This window comes from Pseudomonas sp. GW823-FHT06B06 (assembly GCF_058795195.1).
Genome location: NZ_JBXAHO010000021.1, coordinates 68,272 through 85,546 on the forward strand (window position 1 = coordinate 68,272; position 17,275 = coordinate 85,546).

12 protein-coding genes and 2 pseudogenes are annotated in these 17,275 nt (G+C 57.6%); 10 read left to right on the forward strand and 4 right to left on the reverse strand.

What is annotated here, in order from left to right:
* Nucleotides 1-178 precede the first annotated feature (178 nt).
* From AC1Q8Q_RS19570 to AC1Q8Q_RS19590, 5 genes are all read left to right on the forward strand, one after another.
* Nucleotides 179-661, forward strand: a complete 483-nt coding sequence (locus AC1Q8Q_RS19570) for a sigma-70 family RNA polymerase sigma factor (protein ID WP_008056197.1) — start codon at nt 179-181, stop codon at nt 659-661.
* Between the two features lie 145 nt (nt 662-806).
* A complete protein-coding gene (locus AC1Q8Q_RS19575) occupies nt 807-2,141 on the forward strand; it encodes a lysine N(6)-hydroxylase/L-ornithine N(5)-oxygenase family protein (protein WP_492615399.1) in 1,335 nt (444 codons plus the stop codon).
* Nucleotides 2,142-2,289: 148 nt separating this feature from the next.
* A complete protein-coding gene (locus AC1Q8Q_RS19580) occupies nt 2,290-2,703 on the forward strand; it encodes a hypothetical protein (protein WP_020795688.1) in 414 nt (137 codons plus the stop codon).
* Nucleotides 2,704-2,814: 111 nt separating this feature from the next.
* Nucleotides 2,815-3,441: a response regulator transcription factor gene (locus AC1Q8Q_RS19585; RefSeq protein ID WP_168758675.1), complete on the forward strand. Its 627-nt coding sequence runs from the start codon at nt 2,815-2,817 to the stop codon at nt 3,439-3,441.
* Complete coding sequence (locus AC1Q8Q_RS19590; RefSeq protein ID WP_168758673.1) at nt 3,442-6,678, forward strand: transporter substrate-binding domain-containing protein; 3,237 nt, start codon at nt 3,442-3,444, stop codon at nt 6,676-6,678.
* Here AC1Q8Q_RS19590 and dkgB read toward each other — a convergent pair.
* Together dkgB and AC1Q8Q_RS19600 are read right to left on the reverse strand one after the other, a co-directional pair.
* Nucleotides 6,675-7,478: a 2,5-didehydrogluconate reductase DkgB gene (gene dkgB / locus AC1Q8Q_RS19595; RefSeq protein ID WP_020795685.1), complete on the reverse strand. Its 804-nt coding sequence runs from the start codon at nt 7,476-7,478 to the stop codon at nt 6,675-6,677. The two genes, AC1Q8Q_RS19590 and dkgB, sit on opposite strands and share 4 nt — an antisense overlap.
* Before the next feature lie 242 nt (nt 7,479-7,720).
* A pseudogene (locus AC1Q8Q_RS19600) lies at nt 7,721-8,259 on the reverse strand (LysR family transcriptional regulator).
* A 104-nt stretch (nt 8,260-8,363) separates the two neighbouring features.
* On the opposite strand from AC1Q8Q_RS19600, the gene AC1Q8Q_RS19605 reads away from it, so the two are divergent.
* The 5 genes and pseudogenes from AC1Q8Q_RS19605 (at nt 8,364) to AC1Q8Q_RS19625 (ending at nt 14,496) form a co-directional block, all read left to right on the forward strand.
* Nucleotides 8,364-9,230, forward strand: coding sequence for a pirin family protein (locus tag AC1Q8Q_RS19605; protein WP_492615400.1), 867 nt, complete (start codon nt 8,364-8,366; stop codon nt 9,228-9,230).
* A gap of 64 nt (nt 9,231-9,294) precedes the next feature.
* Nucleotides 9,295-9,378: pseudogene (locus AC1Q8Q_RS19610) on the forward strand (hydrolase); the annotation flags it as partial.
* A gap of 219 nt (nt 9,379-9,597) precedes the next feature.
* A complete protein-coding gene (locus AC1Q8Q_RS19615; protein ID WP_492615401.1) occupies nt 9,598-11,040 on the forward strand; it encodes a mechanosensitive ion channel domain-containing protein in 1,443 nt (480 codons plus the stop codon).
* Nucleotides 11,041-11,158: 118 nt separating this feature from the next.
* Nucleotides 11,159-11,599, forward strand: a complete 441-nt coding sequence (locus AC1Q8Q_RS19620) for a carboxymuconolactone decarboxylase family protein (RefSeq protein ID WP_168758668.1) — start codon at nt 11,159-11,161, stop codon at nt 11,597-11,599.
* Between the two features lie 305 nt (nt 11,600-11,904).
* Nucleotides 11,905-14,496, forward strand: a complete 2,592-nt coding sequence (locus AC1Q8Q_RS19625; RefSeq protein ID WP_168758666.1) for a putative mucin/carbohydrate-binding domain-containing protein — start codon at nt 11,905-11,907, stop codon at nt 14,494-14,496.
* Nucleotides 14,497-14,507: 11 nt separating this feature from the next.
* Here AC1Q8Q_RS19625 and AC1Q8Q_RS19630 read toward each other — a convergent pair whose 3' ends face one another.
* Entirely contained in the window at nt 14,508-16,085 is a 1,578-nt protein-coding gene (locus AC1Q8Q_RS19630; protein ID WP_020795677.1) for a DHA2 family efflux MFS transporter permease subunit, read from the reverse strand.
* Nucleotides 16,082-17,200 carry an HlyD family secretion protein gene (locus AC1Q8Q_RS19635; RefSeq protein ID WP_492615402.1) on the reverse strand — a complete coding sequence of 373 codons (1,119 nt, stop codon included), beginning with the start codon at nt 17,198-17,200 and terminating at the stop codon, nt 16,082-16,084. The genes AC1Q8Q_RS19630 and AC1Q8Q_RS19635 overlap by 4 nt, the downstream gene beginning before the upstream one ends.
* Nucleotides 17,201-17,275 lie beyond the last annotated feature (75 nt).

A 17,275-nucleotide genomic window follows, 5' to 3' on the forward strand; every position in this document is an offset into this window, starting at 1 on the left:
CGGAGCATGAGCACGATCGGTAAGGCAAGCCCATGGCTATTTATCGGGCCAGACAAAGCAATACTTTAAATCTACATGAGAATTACTATAAATTACGCATCTCAAATTGCCACTACCGTGCCACTGTGGCCGACAGGTTGCTTCAAGGACAGAAACCGCACCCGTGCGGACGGGAGTCATGTTGGAAAACTACTATCGAGAGCTGGTGTGTTTCCTCAACGCCAAGCTGGGCAACCGCCAGGTGGCTGAAGATGTGGTGCATGACGCTTACCTGCGAGTCCTGGAACGCTCCAGCGACACGCCGATCGAGCAGCCCCGGGCATTCCTGTATCGCACGGCATTGAACCTGGTGATCGACGATCACAGACGCAATGCATTGCGCCAGGTCGAGTCGCTGGAGGTGCTCGACAACGAAGAGCGCTATTTCAGTCCCTCGCCCCTGAGCAGCCTCGATCACGGCCAGCGCCTGGACATGCTCCAGCGCGCCCTGGCGGAGTTGCCCCGTCTGTGCCGCGAGAGTTTCCTGCTGCGCAAGATCGAAGGCCTGTCACACCCGCAGATCGCCGAACACCTGGGCATCTCCAAGGCTCTGGTAGAAAAGCACATCGTCAACGCCATGAAGCATTGCCGCGTGCGGATGCGCCAATGGGATGCGCATTGATCCTCGCGTTGATCCGTTCTTGTTAAATTTTATTTCACTGTCCTCGTTCCTAATCAACAGACGACCTGCTGTCCTGCTCAAGGCCGGCCAGGTCACTTAGGCTTATCTCCCCCGCCGCTCGGGGTACATCCAGAGGACACTGGAAATGACACAGGCAATTGCATCGCCCATCGTTCACGACCTGATCGGCGTCGGTTTCGGACCTTCGAACCTGGCACTGGCCATCGCCCTGCAAGAACGCGGGCCGACCCAGGGCGAGCTGGATGTACTGTTTCTTGACAAGCAAGCCAACTACAGCTGGCATGGCAACACCCTGTCGACCCAAAGCGAGCTGCAGATCTCCTTCCTCAAGGACCTGGTGACCCTGCGCAACCCGACCAGTCCTTACTCGTTCGTCAATTACCTCAAGGCTCACGGTCGCCTGGTGGACTTCATCAACCTGGGCACGTTCTATCCCTGCCGCATGGAGTACAACGACTACCTGCGCTGGGTGGCTGCGCAATTCGAGAAACAGAGCCGTTATGGCGAAGAAGTGCTGGCCATCGAACCGGTGCTGCACAACCAGCAAGTCGAAGCGCTGCGGGTGATTTCTCGCGATAGCGCTGGACATCAACAGGTTCGAACCACCCGTTCGGTGGTGGTCAGCGCGGGCGGCACGCCGCGAATCCCCGAGGCATTCAAGGCGCTCAAGGGCGACAATCGCGTGTTCCACCATTCGCAGTACCTGGCGCAGATGGCCAAGCAGCCGTGCGTGAACAACCAGCCGATGAGCATTGCGATCATCGGTGGCGGGCAGAGCGCGGCGGAAGCCTTCATCGACCTCAACGACAGCTTCCCGTCGGTGCAGGTCGACATGATCCTGCGCGGTTCTGCCTTGAAACCGGCGGACGACAGCCCGTTCGTCAATGAAGTGTTCTCGCCGGAGTTCACCGACCTGGTGTTCCAGCAGGACAGCAGCGAACGTGAGCGCCTGGTCAACGAATACCACAACACTAACTATTCGGTGGTGGACATCGACCTGATCGAACGCATCTACGGGATTTTCTACCGGCAGAAAGTCTCGGGCATTGCTCGCCATGCGTTCCGTACCCTGACCACCATTGAAAGCGCCAGCGCCACCGAGCGCGGCATCGAGCTGGCCGTGCGCAACAACGCCACCGGCGAAGTCACGGTCCGTCTCTATGACGCCGTGGTGCTGGCCACCGGTTACGAGCGGCAGATGCACCGCAAGCTGCTGGCCCCGCTGGAACAGTACCTGGGTGATTTCGAGGTGGATCGTAACTACAAATTGATCACGGATGAGCGCTGCAAGGCCGGCATCTATATGCAGGGCTTCTGCCAGGCCAGCCATGGCTTGAGCGACACGCTGCTGTCGATCCTGCCGATTCGTGCGCACGAGATCGCCGGTTCGCTGTATGACCATGGCAAGAAGCGCGGGCATCGCTCGATGGCGGATCTGCTCCTGGCGACTGCCAGCTGAAATCTTCGGCGGCGGTGAGGTCGCCTTCTTTGCAAACCCGCGACTCGCATCAGACTTTTCGGGTGGTATTTCGGACTTTTCTTACAGAATGCGTCGTAAGTCTTCCGTAGCCTTGCCCCCCTCATCAATCTGACCCGGGGGGGCTACGTTGCCCAGCAAGTCCTTACGCATCCTGATCGCCGACGAACAACACTTCAACCGGATGAAAATAGAGCGGTTGTTCAACCAGCTCGATTACTTTCGCGTGGCTCCGGTGCAAAGCTTCGAGGAGCTTCTGAACCTGGTCGAATATGGCTGCGCGCCATTCGATCTGCTGGTCATCAATGCTGGCCTTGCGCACGGCAAGCTGGACCTGCTGGATTTCTGTCTCGACAACGAGCAGCTTGCGCATGCGCTGATCTTCGATGGCCAGTGCGCACAACTCCCTGTCATTGCGGCCTGTGAGCGGCACAAGGTGCAGGTGAGCCACGCCTTGTTGCCGGACCTGGCGACGGTCCAGCGTTTGATGGCAATCGTCGATCGACCCCGACCGCTCGTCGGGACTGTCATTTCTGTCAGGTAGTTCAATCGAGTTATACGTGCAAGAGTTCAGGCGCAGCTACTGTGTCCCGTGCGGGCTCTTGCCCATGGACCACCAGTGTCCGAAAGTTGTGTTTATGCATAGGGAGTTGCCATGAAGTGCGCGCTAATTGTGGACGATCATCCGGTGATTCGCGGTGCAGTCAAAATCGTACTCAAGCTGGAGGGATACCAGCACATCTTTGAAGCGGCAAGCGGTAACGAAGTCTTGTCGATGATCCGCGAACATAAGCCTGAACTGCTGGTGCTGGACCTCAAACTCCCGAAGCTCGACGGTCTTGAGGTACTGGCACGGATCCAGATGGAAGAGGTGCACTGCCGGGTAGTGGTGTTCACCGCCCAGGAGCCAGCGTTTTTCCAGGATCGTTGCATGCGCGCGGGTGCCGTGGCCTACGTCCCCAAGACCAACGATCTGCAGCATCTGCACAAAGCCGTGCGCGCCGTGATGGCCGGCTACACCTTTTTCACCCGATTGCCCTCGAGCTCGGTGTCCGTGAGCCAGGTGCTACGCAGTGAAAAGCACATGATTGACAGCCTCTCGGACCGCGAGTTATCGATTTTCCAGTATCTGGCCCGCGGTACGAGCAACAAGGAAATCGCCGAAATCCTGCACGTGAGCCACAAGACCGTGAGCACCTACAAAACCCGCTTGACTGAAAAGCTCAACGTGAAGTCGTCGGTGCATCTGCGTGAACTTGCCCAGCGTCATGCTTTGGTCTGAATGAACGCTATTCGATACCTGCTGTTGGCTCTTTGCCTGGGGGCATCGAGTGTCTTTGCGCAGCCGCAGACATTGGCGTTGCTGGGCCGTTCCAGCGCGGAAGGCCAGGTGCTGCCGTTATCGGTGGCCGACTCGCGCTGGTTGCAGCAGAAAGCCCGTTTGGTGCTTGCCGTTTCAGCCCCGGATTATCCACCTTTTGACATCACCACCGATCACACGCTTGAGGGGGTGACGGCCGACTATGCCGATCTGCTGCGCCAGCTGCTGCAGGTGGAGATCGAAGTCCAGCGCTATCCAGCCCGCGAAGACGCCCTTCGAGCAGTCAAGCAAGGGGCAGCAGACCTCCTGGGAACGTCCAACAGCTACGAGTCCCAGGACCGCCAATTACAAATGTCCCACGCCTATGCGGTGGATCAGCCGGTATTGGTGACCCGAGTTGACTCGCTCCAGGCACTGGACCCGACGCTGGCTGACAAGCGCCTGGCAACGCTCTACCACTACTTGCCTGAACAAAGCGTGCAGCAGTTCTATCCTGAAGCGCAGGTCCAGCTTTTCCCCTCGACACTGGCAGCGGTCGGCGCAGTCGCCTTTGGCCAGGCGGATGTCTATCTGGGCGATGCGATCAGCGCCCATTACCTGATCAGCAAAAACTACCTGAACAACGTCCAGCTGGCTGACTTCTCGCCCATGGAACCGGGGCGCTTCGCCTTTGCCATGGCCCGCGACAACCCGGCGCTGTTGCGCGTAGTCAACAAGGCCCTGACGGTGATAACGGCCAATGAACAAATGAACATCCTGCGCCGCTGGGGCGCGAGCGGGGTGTCCATGCCGGGCACGCAGTCGCTGCAATTGAGCGTGGCCGAGCAACGCTGGCTCGACCGTCACCCGCGCGTGAGTGTGGCGATCAACGAGAACATCCCGCCGATAACGTTCATGGACAGTGAAGGCAAGTTTCGCGGCATCGGGGTCGATGTGTTGGCGAAAATCAGCCTGCGCACCGGCTTGCAATTCGACATCCGGGGCATGCGCTCAGTGGCCGAGATGCTGCAGGCGATCAAGAGCGGCCAGGTCGACGTGCTGGCCGGCATCGGCCTGAGTTCCCGGCGTGAGGAAGACTTGCTGTTTACTCGGCCGTTCCTGACCAGCCCTTCCGTGCTGGTAACGCGCCTGGCGCCGGATAGCCCCAGGACCCTGGATGATCTGGCCGGAAAGACCCTGGCGCTGACTCAGGGCAATATCGCTGGCGAGTTCATTCGCCAATACTTCCCGTCGATTCGTTGTGTTGATGCGCCGCTGTCGGCCGATGCCATGGAAATGGTTGCCCAGGGCAAGGCACAAGGTGGCATCAACTCATTGATCAGTGCCCGTTACCTGATATCCCGGCAGTACCGTGATCGCCTCCAGGTCACCAGCACCGTGGGCATCGATCCCGCGCGCAGTACCCTGGCGACCGGTCGCGACGACACCGAGTTGCATTCGATCCTGGACAAGGCCTTGCTCAGTATCCCTCCCGAAGAAATCGACGACCTGATAATGCCCTGGCGCAATGACCTGATGGTGGAGCAGAGCTATTGGCTGCGTCATCGACAGACCATATTCCAGGCGTTCGCTGCCGCGGGCGCCTTGCTTCTCCTTGCCCTGTTGTGGATTGCCTGGCAGCGCCGGCAGATCCGCCAGCGCCAGCAATGGCTTGCCCGATTGCAGGAGGCCAAGGACACCGCCGACGATGCAAATCGCGCCAAGACCACGTTCCTGGCGACCATGAGCCATGAAATCCGCACGCCGATGAATGCCCTGATCGGTATGCTTGAACTGGCACTGAAATCCGCCGACAAGGGCGTCACCGACCGCGCGGCCATCGAGGTGGCGTCAAGTGCCGGGCAACAGTTGCTGGCCTTGATCGGCGACATCCTGGACATTGCCCGAATCGAGTCCGGACATTTGTCCCTGATGCCGGAGCGCACCAATCTGCACGCGCTGGTGGTGTCGGTGTGTCGGGTCTTCGAAGGCCTGGCCCGGCAGAAGAACCTGCTGTGGCGCATCGAACTGGATGAGCACAGCGACCGCGATGTGTTGATCGACCCCACGCGTTTCAAGCAGGTGCTGTCCAACTTGCTGAGCAATGCCATCAAGTTCACCCACAAAGGCGAAGTCAGCCTGAAGTTGCAGGTTATGCCCGTGTTGCCGGACCGTATCGCGGTCAATGTGTGTATCGAGGACAGCGGCAGTGGTATCAGCGACTTTGACCAGCAACGCTTGTTCAGTCCGTTCGTGCAGGTCGGGAATCGCCAGGTATCAGGCCGGCAGGGGTCCGGCCTGGGGCTGGTGATCAGCCGCACGCTGTGCGAAATGATGGGCGGGCAATTGCAACTCGCCAGTGTCCTGGGGCGCGGTACCCGTTTGGACATCAGCCTTGAACTGCTGGCATTGGAGACGTTGCCCGCCGCTGAAAAGGCGCCGGGCGAACCGCCGGCAAGGACCCGGCCGCTGACAATTCTGGTGGTGGACGATTACCCGGCCAATCGGTTGCTGCTTTCGCGGCAACTGAGTTACCTCGGGCACCAGGTTCTGCTCGCGGAGGATGGCCAGCAAGGCTTCGAGCAATGGCGTGAACACGTCTGCGATCTGGTCGTCACCGACTGCAACATGCCGGTGGTCAGCGGTTATGAACTGGCGGGTGCGATCCGCGATGAGGAGCGCTTCCAGGTGGGGCCGCCGACGTTGATTCTAGGCTTCACTGCCAGCGCGCAACCCGAGGAGAAAATGCGTTGCATTGAAGCGGGCATGGACGATTGTCTGTTCAAACCTATTCAATTGGTCGACCTGAGCGCATGGTTGAGCTGCAGATTTCCCGTCGAATCGGCAGGCGTGCCCGAAGCGCCCCCCATCACCGAAATCGATTTAACCGGGTTGCAACGCTACACCGGCGCCGACAGTGAATTGATCGTGCAACTGCTGCAAGATTTGGCCGTGACCAACCGCGAAGATCGCGAGCGTCTTATGCAAGAACATGCCAGCGGTAATCGCCATGGCTTGAAAGACCTGGCGCACCGCATCAGGGGTGGTGCGCAAATGGTCCGGGCACAGGCTCTGGTGGCGTGTTGCGAACAACTGGAGCGTGCTTGTGCCGAGCGCGATGCCGCACTGATCGACGCAGCCGTCGATCAGTTGCACCAGGCGATGACGCGCCTGGACAAAACGCTTGAACAGGGCAGGGGCTTGAACCCGGCTGCTTAATCCCAGGTCGGCGCCAGGCCCTTGGGGCTGGTCAGTCGATAGCCGCGATCCAGGCTGGCGATCAATGCCATGTCGGCATCGCTCAACGTGATCGCGCTGGCCTTGAGGTTGCCGGCGAGGTTGGCGCGTTTGGTCGACGAAGGAATCACGCCATGACCCAGTTGCAGGGCCCAGGCCAGGGTGACTTGTGCCGGTGTTGCTTGCAGACGGTCGGCGATCTGCATAATCACCGGATCCTTGAGCACTTCACCGTAGGCCAGGGTCATGTACGAAGTGATCTGGATACCCTGGCTTTGCGCGAACTCGACGACCTGGCGGTTTTGCAGGTAGGGGTGCAATTCGATCTGGTTAGTGGCGATGTTCTGCGCGCCGACGGCGGTTATCGCCTGTTTCATCAGGTCGACGGTGAAGTTGGAGACACCGATCTGCCGGGTCAGGCCCAGGTCCCTGGCTTCGAGCAAGGCACCCATGAACTCCTCGACCGACACCTGGTCTTGCGGCGACGGCCAGTGGATCAGGGTCAAGTCCAGATAGTCAGTCTGCAGTTTGTGCAGGCTCTCCCGGAGGCTGTCGATCAGGCGATCCTTGGCGAAATTGGCGACCCAGATCTTGCTGGTGATGAACAGGTCTTCGCGGGCAATGCCGCTGGCAGCGATGGCCTGGCCGACTTCGGCTTCGTTTTCGTAGATCTGCGCGGTATCGATGACCCGGTAACCCAGTTCCAGGGCGGTGCTCACCGAATCGATGACCACCTGGCCTTGCAAGCGAAACGTACCCAGGCCGAAAGCGGGGATAGACATGAATGACTCCAGTGGGTGCAGTGGGAATGGGCGCGAGTATCCGCGCCTGTATCCGTGAGAAAAACCGCTGGATGGGCAAAGCAATGTTTACTGGAAATCAAAAATCGATGGCACGTGGTCTGGAATGCATTCCCCTGTAGGAGCGAGCATGTCGAATCGTCGCACCGTCGCGATGGACGTTAACGATAACGCGGGCTATCTGAGTGCCCGCGTTGTTTGGGCGTCCATAGCGAGCATGCTTCCTACAGGGGAACCAGCGCCCAGGCAATATCGCTGCGGCTGAACTCTTCGCCAAGAAAGTCGATCAAGGTCCGCACCGACGGCAGCAGGCCACGGCGTGACGGGAAGATCGCATGGATAACACCACTTTTGGGGGCCCAGCCCGGCACCAGTTCGACCAACTGGCCGGCGGCGATCTCATCGCGCACCACCACGCTGGGCAGGTGGACAATGCCGATGCCAGCTACCGCCGCGTGGCGCAAGGCCGACAGGTCGTCGGTAACCATCGGGTTCGGAACGGTTGCGTTCGATCAGTTCGGCGGCGCTTTCCGCCTCCACCCGCATCGCCAGGCAACGCTGATAATAGGCCTGGCCGATTTCAGTCAGCGAACAATGCCGACTGCCTGCGATGCAGCAACCGTACGCCAAGACGTTCTTCGAGTTCGGCAATGCGCTGGCTGAGCTTGGACTTGGGCATGTCAAGGGCCCGCCCGACCGCGGCGAAACCCTGATGTTCCACCACTTGGGTGAAGTAGTAGAGGGTGTTGAGGTCTTCCACCATCGTTCTCCAGATAGAACGCTAAAGCTGATTTTTGCAATCTAGCGCAGCAAAGGTCACGGTTTTAAGCTCTGTCCATGACTTCACGCACCTCATCAGGAGACACCATGAAAAACATCATCGGTATCTACACCAGCCCGCGGGCCCATTGGGTCGGCGACGGTTTTCCGGTTCGCACGCTCTTTTCCTACGACAACCTGGGCAAGCACATCAGCCCGTTCCTGCTGCTGGATCACGCCGGCCCAGCTGAATTCACCCCGACCACCGCGCGACGCGGCGTTGGTCAGCATCCACACCGTGGTTTCGAAACCGTGACTATCGTCTACAAGGGCGAACTGGAACATCGCGACTCCACCGGCAGTGGCGGCAAGATCGGCCCCGGTGACGTGCAATGGATGACCGCCGCCTCGGGGATTCTCCATGAAGAGTTTCACTCCGAAGCTTTCGCCAAGAGCGGCGGCACCCTGGAAATGGTGCAGTTGTGGGTCAACCTGCCGGCCAAGGACAAAATGGCCGATGCCGGTTATCAAACCATACTCAATGGCGACATTCCGAGCATTGCCCTGGCGAACGACGCCGGCAGCTTGCGCTTGATCGCCGGTGAATTTGAAGGCCACAAAGGGCCGTCGCGCACCTTTACCCCAATCGACGTCTGGGACCTGTGCCTGAATGCCGGCAAGTTGCTCACGCTGGATCTGCATGAAGGACGCAACACCGCACTGGTGGTTTTGCGCGGCACGATTGAGGTCAACGGCGTGGAGTCGGTGCGTCAAGGGCAGTTGGCCTTGTTCGACCGCAAGGGCGATCAACTGACCCTCCAGGCCAGCGAAGACGCTGTAGTGCTGCTGCTCAGTGGCGAACCGATCGACGAGCCGATCGTCGGCCACGGTCCGTTCGTTATGAACACCGAGCAGGAAATCCACCAGGCGTTCGCCGACTTTCAGTCCGGTCGTTTCGGCCAGATGCACGGTTGATGCCTCGGGCAACCACTCCAGATTGGCCACTGATCTGACAGTTGCCCGCCTGGCCCAGGCCGGGGTGGTGCCCGAGCTCAAGGCGCAGTTCCCGGATGCCCCGTACATCGCACGTCCGGGTCAGATCAATGCCTGGGACAACGAAGACAAGTAAAGGCACGCACTACCCCTTGTAGGAGCGAGCAGGCTCCGGGCGGCGTTCCGACGATGGACGTCAACAATAACGCTGGGGGACATGTACCCCGCGGCGTTCTTGAGTTTATCGCGAGCATGCTCGCTCCTACAGTGTTCTCAAATCATCAATTGCCCCTACACTCTGGCCAAAGTGTGCGATCTTTCGCATATTGTCCTGTGCCGGAGCTGCTTGATGCTGTCGTTACTGACCGAACACCCGCTGGTTTGCGCCTTGGTCCTGATCCTCACCGATCTGGTGTTGTGGCGCTTGATCGGTACCCGTGGCCACAACGTGAAACTGCTGGTGCGGGTGGTGATTTTCTCACTGTTCAGCCTGGTACTGTTCAACGAAGGCATGAACCCGCTGGAACCCGCGCCCTGGGATGACAACGTGCCGTTGCACCTGGCGGCCACCGGTTTGCAGATCGGCTGGTGGCTGTTCGCTGCGCGCACCCTGACCGTGCTGATCGGTGCGGGCATGATGCAGCGGGTAGGACACACCGGGCGATTGCTGCAGGACTTGCTGGGTGCGGTGATTTTCCTGGTCGCGGTCATCGCAGCCCTGGCCTACGTGCTCAATCTGCCGGTCAAAGGTGTACTGGCTACCTCCGGTGCCTTGGCGATCATCGTCGGCCTGGCCTTGCAAAGCACCCTCAGCGACGTGTTCTCCGGGATCGTGCTGAACACCACCAAGCCCTATCAACTGGATGACTGGATCGCCATCGACGGCACCGAAGGCCGGGTCATCGATATCGATTGGCGGGCCACGCGCTTGCAGACTTCCCAAGGCAGCATGATCGTGATTCCCAACTCGTTGGCGGCCAAGGCCAAGATCACCAACTTCAGCCGTCCCAGCGATATGTTCGGTCTGTCGATCAGCCTGCAGGTCAGCCCCCATGTGCGTCCGCAAATCGTGATCGATGCCCTTGAGCGAGCGGTGCAGGGTTGCCGAACCTTATTGACTTCACCCGGCGGCAAAGTAGCGCTCAAAAGCTCCAGTGCTGCCGGCAACGATTACGAAATCAGCGGGTTTGTCGCCTCGATGAGCGAGAAGCGCTCGGTACGTAATCAACTGTTCGATCTGGCGTACCGGCATTTGCGGGCATCGGGGATCCACCTGCTGTCGAGCGTCGAAGCCAACCCGTCGAACGACCTCACACGCCCACGGGCGCTGCTCGACAGCTCGCCGCTGTTTTCCAGCCTGCGCCACGATGAGAAGGAAACCTTCAGCCAGAACATGTCCCTGCAATCGTTCCGCACGGGCGAGACGATACTGGAGGCGGGGGAGGTCAGCGATCACTTGTTCATAATCGAGTCCGGGGTGGTTTCCGTTACGCTGAACCGTCACGGCACGCCCATCGAATCCGGACGCATGGGGCCAGGGGAGGTGATCGGCGAGGCCGGTATCTTGACCGATAGCGCGCTACCCGCCCAGTTCACCGCGAAAACCCCGTGTACGCTCTATCGCATCGAAAAACAGTACCTCAAGCCCTGCCTGGATGCCCGCCAGGACATCAACGATGCGATGAAAACCTTGCTGGATTTCCGTCTGAACAAGGCCAAGTCGCTGATCGCGGATGTCCCCCTCGTGGTGCCGAAGAAAGGGTTCTTGCAATGGTTGCGCAGTCGGGTGTGACGGGAGCATGGCGCGTTTAGCGGGCCATTGGCCTCCTCGACTTCTGCCCGATTGGCTATTTGTACACGCAGGCGGTAGAGCTAACTTAGTGCCACACCCACTTGCCCAGGAGCATGCCATGCAACCGCGTATCGATTTCTACACCGCTTCCCCTGACGCCCTCAAAGCCATGATCGCCCTGGAATCCGCCGTTTCCAAACTGCCGCTGGAAAAGTCCCTGATCGAACTGGTCAAGCTGCGCTCTTCGCAAATCAACGGCTGCGCCTTCTGCATCGACATGCATACCGCCGACGCGATCAAGGCCGGCGAAACCCCGCGTCGCCTGTTCGCCGTGACGGCCTGGCGCGAAGCACCCTTCTTCACCGAGCGCGAACGCGCCGCACTGCTCTGGACCGAATCGCTGACCCAGCTCAGCCTGACCCATGCGCCGGATGAAGACTACGAAGTGGTCGCCGCCCAATTCACCCCCAAGGAAATGGTCGACCTGACCGTTGCGATCAACACCATCAATGGCTGGAACCGCCTGGCGGTGGGCTTTCGCAAGACGCCTCAGGCCTGATTTTTTTGCCCCTGCGTCATTGAATCGCTCAGGTAATGAAAAGCAGACTGGGCGAGGGAAATAATGCTGTCGGTTATCTATTGCAAACGCCTCCTTTATTGGAGGCGTTTTTGTGCGATCCGCTGATTGTTCTGGCGTGGTAGTGACTATCTTGCTTGATAGTCTTCATTCACTTTTCCTTTCATACTGCACTTGTTAAATGGTTTTATGTTCTAAATAACTATCAGTTGTGCTAGTTACATAAACTTTCTTCCCGCGTCTATGATTTGTTCGATGTTGAACGCTTTTCCATGGGGGAATTTGATATGGCCGTCACGTATAAAATTTACAGTCTTGAGCGGCCAGATTGGTTGCTCAGCTCAGGGCTTAGTAAAGGCATTTTTCATGATCGAAATGCCCTTAATATGATTCTTTCTGCAGGAAAAAAAGTTAGATTTCGGCAATCTCACCCACACTTAGATATGGGCGTTACGCTGAATTTATTGAATGATGATCGGGAAAAAGAACACCATGCCGTAGTGACTACCCAGTGGGGGGAAATCGTAGCCAGTCATACGTCAGTACTTTTTCTAACGACACCGTACACTGACTCCGCGGGAGAGCTTGTTAGTATTGAGGTGGATTTTGTAGACGGTGGTGAGTATCTACCAATTTGCCAGGCGGGATTAGGGGCGGATAAGTTTTTTAGAGACTGGAATCTGCTGGAAGCAGAATTCGCATTGTATATTTCTGACTGTGCAATGATTTTGATTCCGGCTAAAGACAAGGCGGTGCTGTGGGCTATGCATCAACGATCTGGCTTACAAAGCCTGGCTGCGTACTATGATGGTATTTTTGAGCACTTCAACTACCTTGCTGGGCTTTCATTTAATCCAGCTGTGCCGACCGATAAAAACATCCCTAATCGCTACTTTATGAAGGCGGATAAGTCAGGGGCCGGTGCCGCCTACTATGGATGGTCGTGGACAGCGGAGTCAAAAGATTCTGTTGCAGAATTTTGGCTTGATATTGGCGGGGCCAACTGGGGCAGTATTCATGAAATAGGTCATGGTTATGAGGGGTTGTTCAGGGACTCCAGCTCTATCAATCTGAGTGAGGTTTGGAATAATGTGTTCGCCGCAAATTATCAACTTAAGGTATTAGGGGATGAGTTTTATCGAAAAGGGTGGCTATACGCTGGCGGCGAGGAACGTCTTTATACAATAGCTATGGAAGAGTTCGACAAAGGGACAGTCGGCAACAATTTAGCGTTAACGCTGTATTTTTTTCTGTTGATATTTGGGTGTGCTGGCGATCCGAGTATGGCCGAGTTTCACAAGCGCTATCGTCGACTCAGTAATGAGCCAAGGTTTCGGGCTGACAGCCATCCGGCGATGGATCTTTTGAGTGACGTCACTATTGATAAAGCTAATGTTGATACTTCCGAGTTTATGTCGTTTGCCAGTGCGCCACTGACTCTGCAGCAGACAATCAAAAATTCTTTTAGCAATGCTGTTCCGGTTTACCCTCTCTATTTACTGGTTAAGAACAATAGTCTGAAACAGATTCAGGCGCAGCTAGGGTTGAGAAGCCCAGTGGATCTTGTCAGTAGCTCTCAGCTAAGCATCACTGGTTTGACGGCTAGCATCACGATTAATTTTGATGGAATTTTATTAAGGGAACTACGGGGTAAGTCTCTTTTACTAGGAAATGGTCAAGGAATGGCCAGGGTTGTTGAAATAAAAAGTGCGACGGTTATTGTGAGCGGCTTGAGTTTGGGGGTCTATGCATTGCAACTGCCTTCTGTACGCGGCGGGGAATATCAGAGTGTCAGGTGTTATGCCGTGGTTAGAGATGCACCTAATGAAATAAATTGCTCCTACGTTAAAAAGGACGGAAGTTATCTGGTAGATCAGGTTGTAAGTTTGGGAGGCTTATATGGTGTTTTTTGCAGGCTTGACGTGCAGGTTTCTAGGGGGCGCTTGTTGGTCGATGTTGTTTATCCAGCTCCGCACAGTCTTTTTGAGAAAGAAGTGTATGCGCGGATAACAGTAAAAAATGTACATGGTGATGTCGTTTTTTTTCGAGAAATGTTGGGTGAGAAAACCGAGTTGTATTCTACGGTAGTTGCAATTTCAACGGGTTTTACAATTGAGGTTATGCACAGGGAGCCATCGCGCTTATTTGTATCTAGCAGCCTGGAGTCGGCAGTGATTGATAGGTGGGCACTTATCAATGAGTTGGTGGTGACTGAGCAAGGGCTTGTCAATGTCAGTCTTGGGACTAATGCTGGTGAAAATCTAAGGTCTGAAATTGATAAGTGTACGGAGTCTTTTTATACGCATCCGCATCTTGTTATACATGATGAGTATCCAATTAAACAAGATCTTCGTAGGGCGATCAATACATTCGCGGAACCCGTAAGGAGTCAGCTGTTTGAACGTTATCGCAAGATTGAATTCGTACGGCCGCCCGTCAATCATACAGTTGATGGGTGGGACTTTACTTGGTATTGGCAAGGGAACGGTGGTCGCGCAGTTGGTTACTTAAATATGCAACTACTGGCGCGTACAATTGACTTGGTTTTTTATGCAGGTCGCCCCCATAGTTACTTTGCATCGACTTACCTGTCGGCGATGGTGAAATCAGAGAAGGGCGAAATAATTTACCTTCAGGAGTTTCGCGGAGATGTCTGGGCTCAAGCGAGTCATGTGCAGTTGCCATTGGTGCCGGGAAGTGAAGTGAGTGTCATGCACAGGGAAGCCACACGCAGTTGGATCGTAAATAATTCTAGCGGGAGCATAATTTCAGTCGGGCACGTGCAACATGTTCAAATCGGAGGTCCGCAACGCTTGAATCTGTCCAGCTACTGGCCGGTATCGACCAACGAATCGGATACTGGGGACATGCAGGTGTAACACGCCAGGCCTCAATGCGCAGCCGGTGGTTGCACCTTGCGCATCAAGGGCACCATCGCCGTGGCGACGATGAAGCAGACCATGATCATCAGGAAGGCGTCGCCGTAGGTTTGCGTTTGCGCTTCGCGGTAAGTCAGCAGCCAGAGCTGGCGCAGGCTGGCGGTGACACCCACGTCGCCGCTCTGGCCGAGGGCGGCGAAGTTGTGGCCAACTTGGGACAGCCACTGGTTGAGTGCTTCGTTGGTGCTGTTGAGGTTCTCCGCCAATCGGGTGAAATGCAGGTTGGTGCGGTCATTGAGGATGGTCGCGCAGGCGGCGATGCCGATGGCGCCGCCCAGGTTTCGCATCAGGTTGAACAACCCCGAGGCATGTTTCAGCCGCGCTGGCGCCAGGCCGCCGAGGGTCAATGTCACCGCAGGCGGTACCGCCAATTGCTGGGCAATCCCGCGCAACGCTTGCGGCAGCATCAATTCCTTGGCTCCCCAGTCATGGGTGATCGGGCTGAAATCCCACATCGACAAGGCGAACAAGCCAAGGCCGGTCATCATGATCCAGCGCAGGTCGACGCGGTTGGCCAGAAAGGCGTACAGCGGAATCGCCATGATCTGGAACACGCCGGTGGAGAAAACCGCCAGGCCAATGTCCAGCGCGCCATAACCACGGACGCGGCCGAGGAACAGCGGTGTCAGGTAAATGGTGGCGAACAGACCGATGCCAGTGACAAAGGAAAAGAAACAGCCGAGGGCGAAGTTGCGGTCTTTCAAGGCGCGCAGGTCGACGATCGGGTTGGCCACGTGCAGGGTGCGGCCAATAAACGCCAAGCCGGCCAGACCGCTGATCCACGCCGTGGTCAGGATCGTGTGGTCGCTGAACCAGTTCCAGCGCGGACCTTCTTCGAGGGTGTATTCCAGGCAGCCGAGGAACAGCGCCAGGAACACCATGCTCAGATAGTCGGCGCCTTTGAGCAGCGACAGTTCAGGCTGGTCGATTTTCACCAGCATCGGCACCGCCACGGCGACGAAAATCCCCGGCACCAGGTTGATGTAGAACAGCCAGTGCCAGGACGATACATCGGTGATCCAGCCACCGATCACCGGCCCCAGGGTCGGCGCCAGGGATGCCACCGCGCCGATGGTTGCAGCGGCAATCACCCGTTGCTTGCCGGTGAAGAAAACGAACGCCGTGGTAAACACCATCGGAATCATCGAGCCGCCGAGAAACCCTTGCAAGGCCCGGAAGGCGATCATGCTCTGGATGTTCCAGGCCATACCGCATAACAGGCTGGTCAGGGTAAAACCCACCGCTGAGGCGCAGAACAACCAGCGCGTGGAGAACACCCGGGATAGCCAGCCGGAGAGGGGGATCACGATGATTTCGGCGATCAGGTAACTGGTCTGTACCCAGGCGGTTTCATCGGTGCCGGCGGAGAGCCCGCCGCCGATGTCACGCAGCGACGCCGAGACGATCTGGATATCCAGCAGCGCAATGAACATGCCGATGCACATGCTGGCGAAGGCGAAAACCTTGGTCGCCGTCGCCATGCTCGCGGCATTGAACGGTGGTGCCGGGGCGGCGAGGGCGCGGCTCATGGCGCGCTGGCCACGGCTGGCGTTTCAGGCTCCTTGCGTGTGTCCACTTCGGCGGTGACCGAGAGACCGGGGCGCAGGTGGCCGAGCACGCTGTCTGCCGGGTCGAGATGAATGCGCACCGGTACCCGCTGGACGATCTTGGTGAAGTTGCCAGTGGCGTTTTCCGGCGGCAGCACGCTGAATTGCGAACCGCTGGCCGGTGCCAGGCTGTCCAGATGGCCGTGGAATTCCTGGCCCGAGAGAACGTCGGCGTAAATGATGACTCGCTGCCCAGGCACCATGCGTGCCAGTTGATCCTCTTTGAAATTGGCATCGACCCACAAACCACTGGACGGTACCACTGACAGCAGCTGCGAACCGGCCTGGGCATAAGCGCCCACTCGTGCCCGGCGATTACCGATCACCCCATCTACCGGTGCGCGAAGTTCGGTGTAGCCGACGTTCAGCTGCGCCAGGTCGCGCTCGGCGAGAGCCTGAATCAGGGCGGCGCGGGCTTGTTGTTTTTGCGTGGCGATCACGTTCAACTGCCGTTGCGCCGCCAGCAACTCGGCCTGGGCGCGGTTGCTTTGGGCCTGCGCGGTCTTGAATGTGGCGTTCGCCCGTTGTGCGCTTTCCACTGAAACGGCATTGGTAGCGACGAGTTTTTTGTAGCGTGCATCGTCATCACGCGAACGAGTGGTTTCGGCACCGGCGGCATCGATACCGGCGCGGGCCTGGCCGATGACGGCCTGTTGCAGTTGTTCGGTGGCGTCGAGGTTGGCGAGCAGGGCTTCTTCAGCCGCCACCGCGCCTTCCGCCTTGGCCAGGTTGGCGCGATAGTCGCGTGAGTCGAGGCGGATAAGCACATCGCCGGCCTTGACCTGCTGGTTGTCGGTCACCAGCACTTCATCGATGTAACCCGCCACCTTCGGCCCGATCACCGTCACGTCAGCACCGATATAGGCGTCGTCGGTTTCCTCGATGAACCGGCCGGCGGTCCACCAGTGTGCGGCGTACATTCCAGCAAGTACCAATGCGGCGATGCCCAGTGTCGGCAGGAGCAGGCGTTTGAGCGGCGGCTTGGGAGTGTTCACCGGGACAGCAAGGTCTGGCTCTACGGTGGGCATGCTGGTCATGGAGGATTACCTGTGGAGGCCATTAAATTACGTGCGTAATATGACGTATGTCATATTTTGTCGCAAATGGTTTTT

Excerpts from the sequence above, each read along its gene's own strand:
- AC1Q8Q_RS19625 (WP_168758666.1), top strand. The coding sequence starts at position 11,905 with ATGGCCGTCACGTATAAAATTTACAGTCTTGAGCGGCCAGATTGGTTG.
- AC1Q8Q_RS19635 (WP_492615402.1), bottom strand. The coding sequence starts at position 17,200 with ATGACCAGCATGCCCACCGTAGAGCCAGACCTTGCTGTCCCGGTGAAC.
- AC1Q8Q_RS19570 (WP_008056197.1), top strand. The coding sequence starts at position 179 with ATGTTGGAAAACTACTATCGAGAGCTGGTGTGTTTCCTCAACGCCAAG.
- dkgB (WP_020795685.1), bottom strand. The coding sequence starts at position 7,478 with ATGTCTATCCCCGCTTTCGGCCTGGGTACGTTTCGCTTGCAAGGCCAG.
- AC1Q8Q_RS19585 (WP_168758675.1), top strand. The coding sequence starts at position 2,815 with ATGAAGTGCGCGCTAATTGTGGACGATCATCCGGTGATTCGCGGTGCA.
- AC1Q8Q_RS19620 (WP_168758668.1), top strand. The coding sequence starts at position 11,159 with ATGCAACCGCGTATCGATTTCTACACCGCTTCCCCTGACGCCCTCAAA.
- AC1Q8Q_RS19575 (WP_492615399.1), top strand. The coding sequence starts at position 807 with ATGACACAGGCAATTGCATCGCCCATCGTTCACGACCTGATCGGCGTC.
- AC1Q8Q_RS19615 (WP_492615401.1), top strand. The coding sequence starts at position 9,598 with ATGCTGTCGTTACTGACCGAACACCCGCTGGTTTGCGCCTTGGTCCTG.
- AC1Q8Q_RS19590 (WP_168758673.1), top strand. The coding sequence starts at position 3,442 with ATGAACGCTATTCGATACCTGCTGTTGGCTCTTTGCCTGGGGGCATCG.
- AC1Q8Q_RS19630 (WP_020795677.1), bottom strand. The coding sequence starts at position 16,085 with ATGAGCCGCGCCCTCGCCGCCCCGGCACCACCGTTCAATGCCGCGAGC.
- AC1Q8Q_RS19605 (WP_492615400.1), top strand. The coding sequence starts at position 8,364 with ATGAAAAACATCATCGGTATCTACACCAGCCCGCGGGCCCATTGGGTC.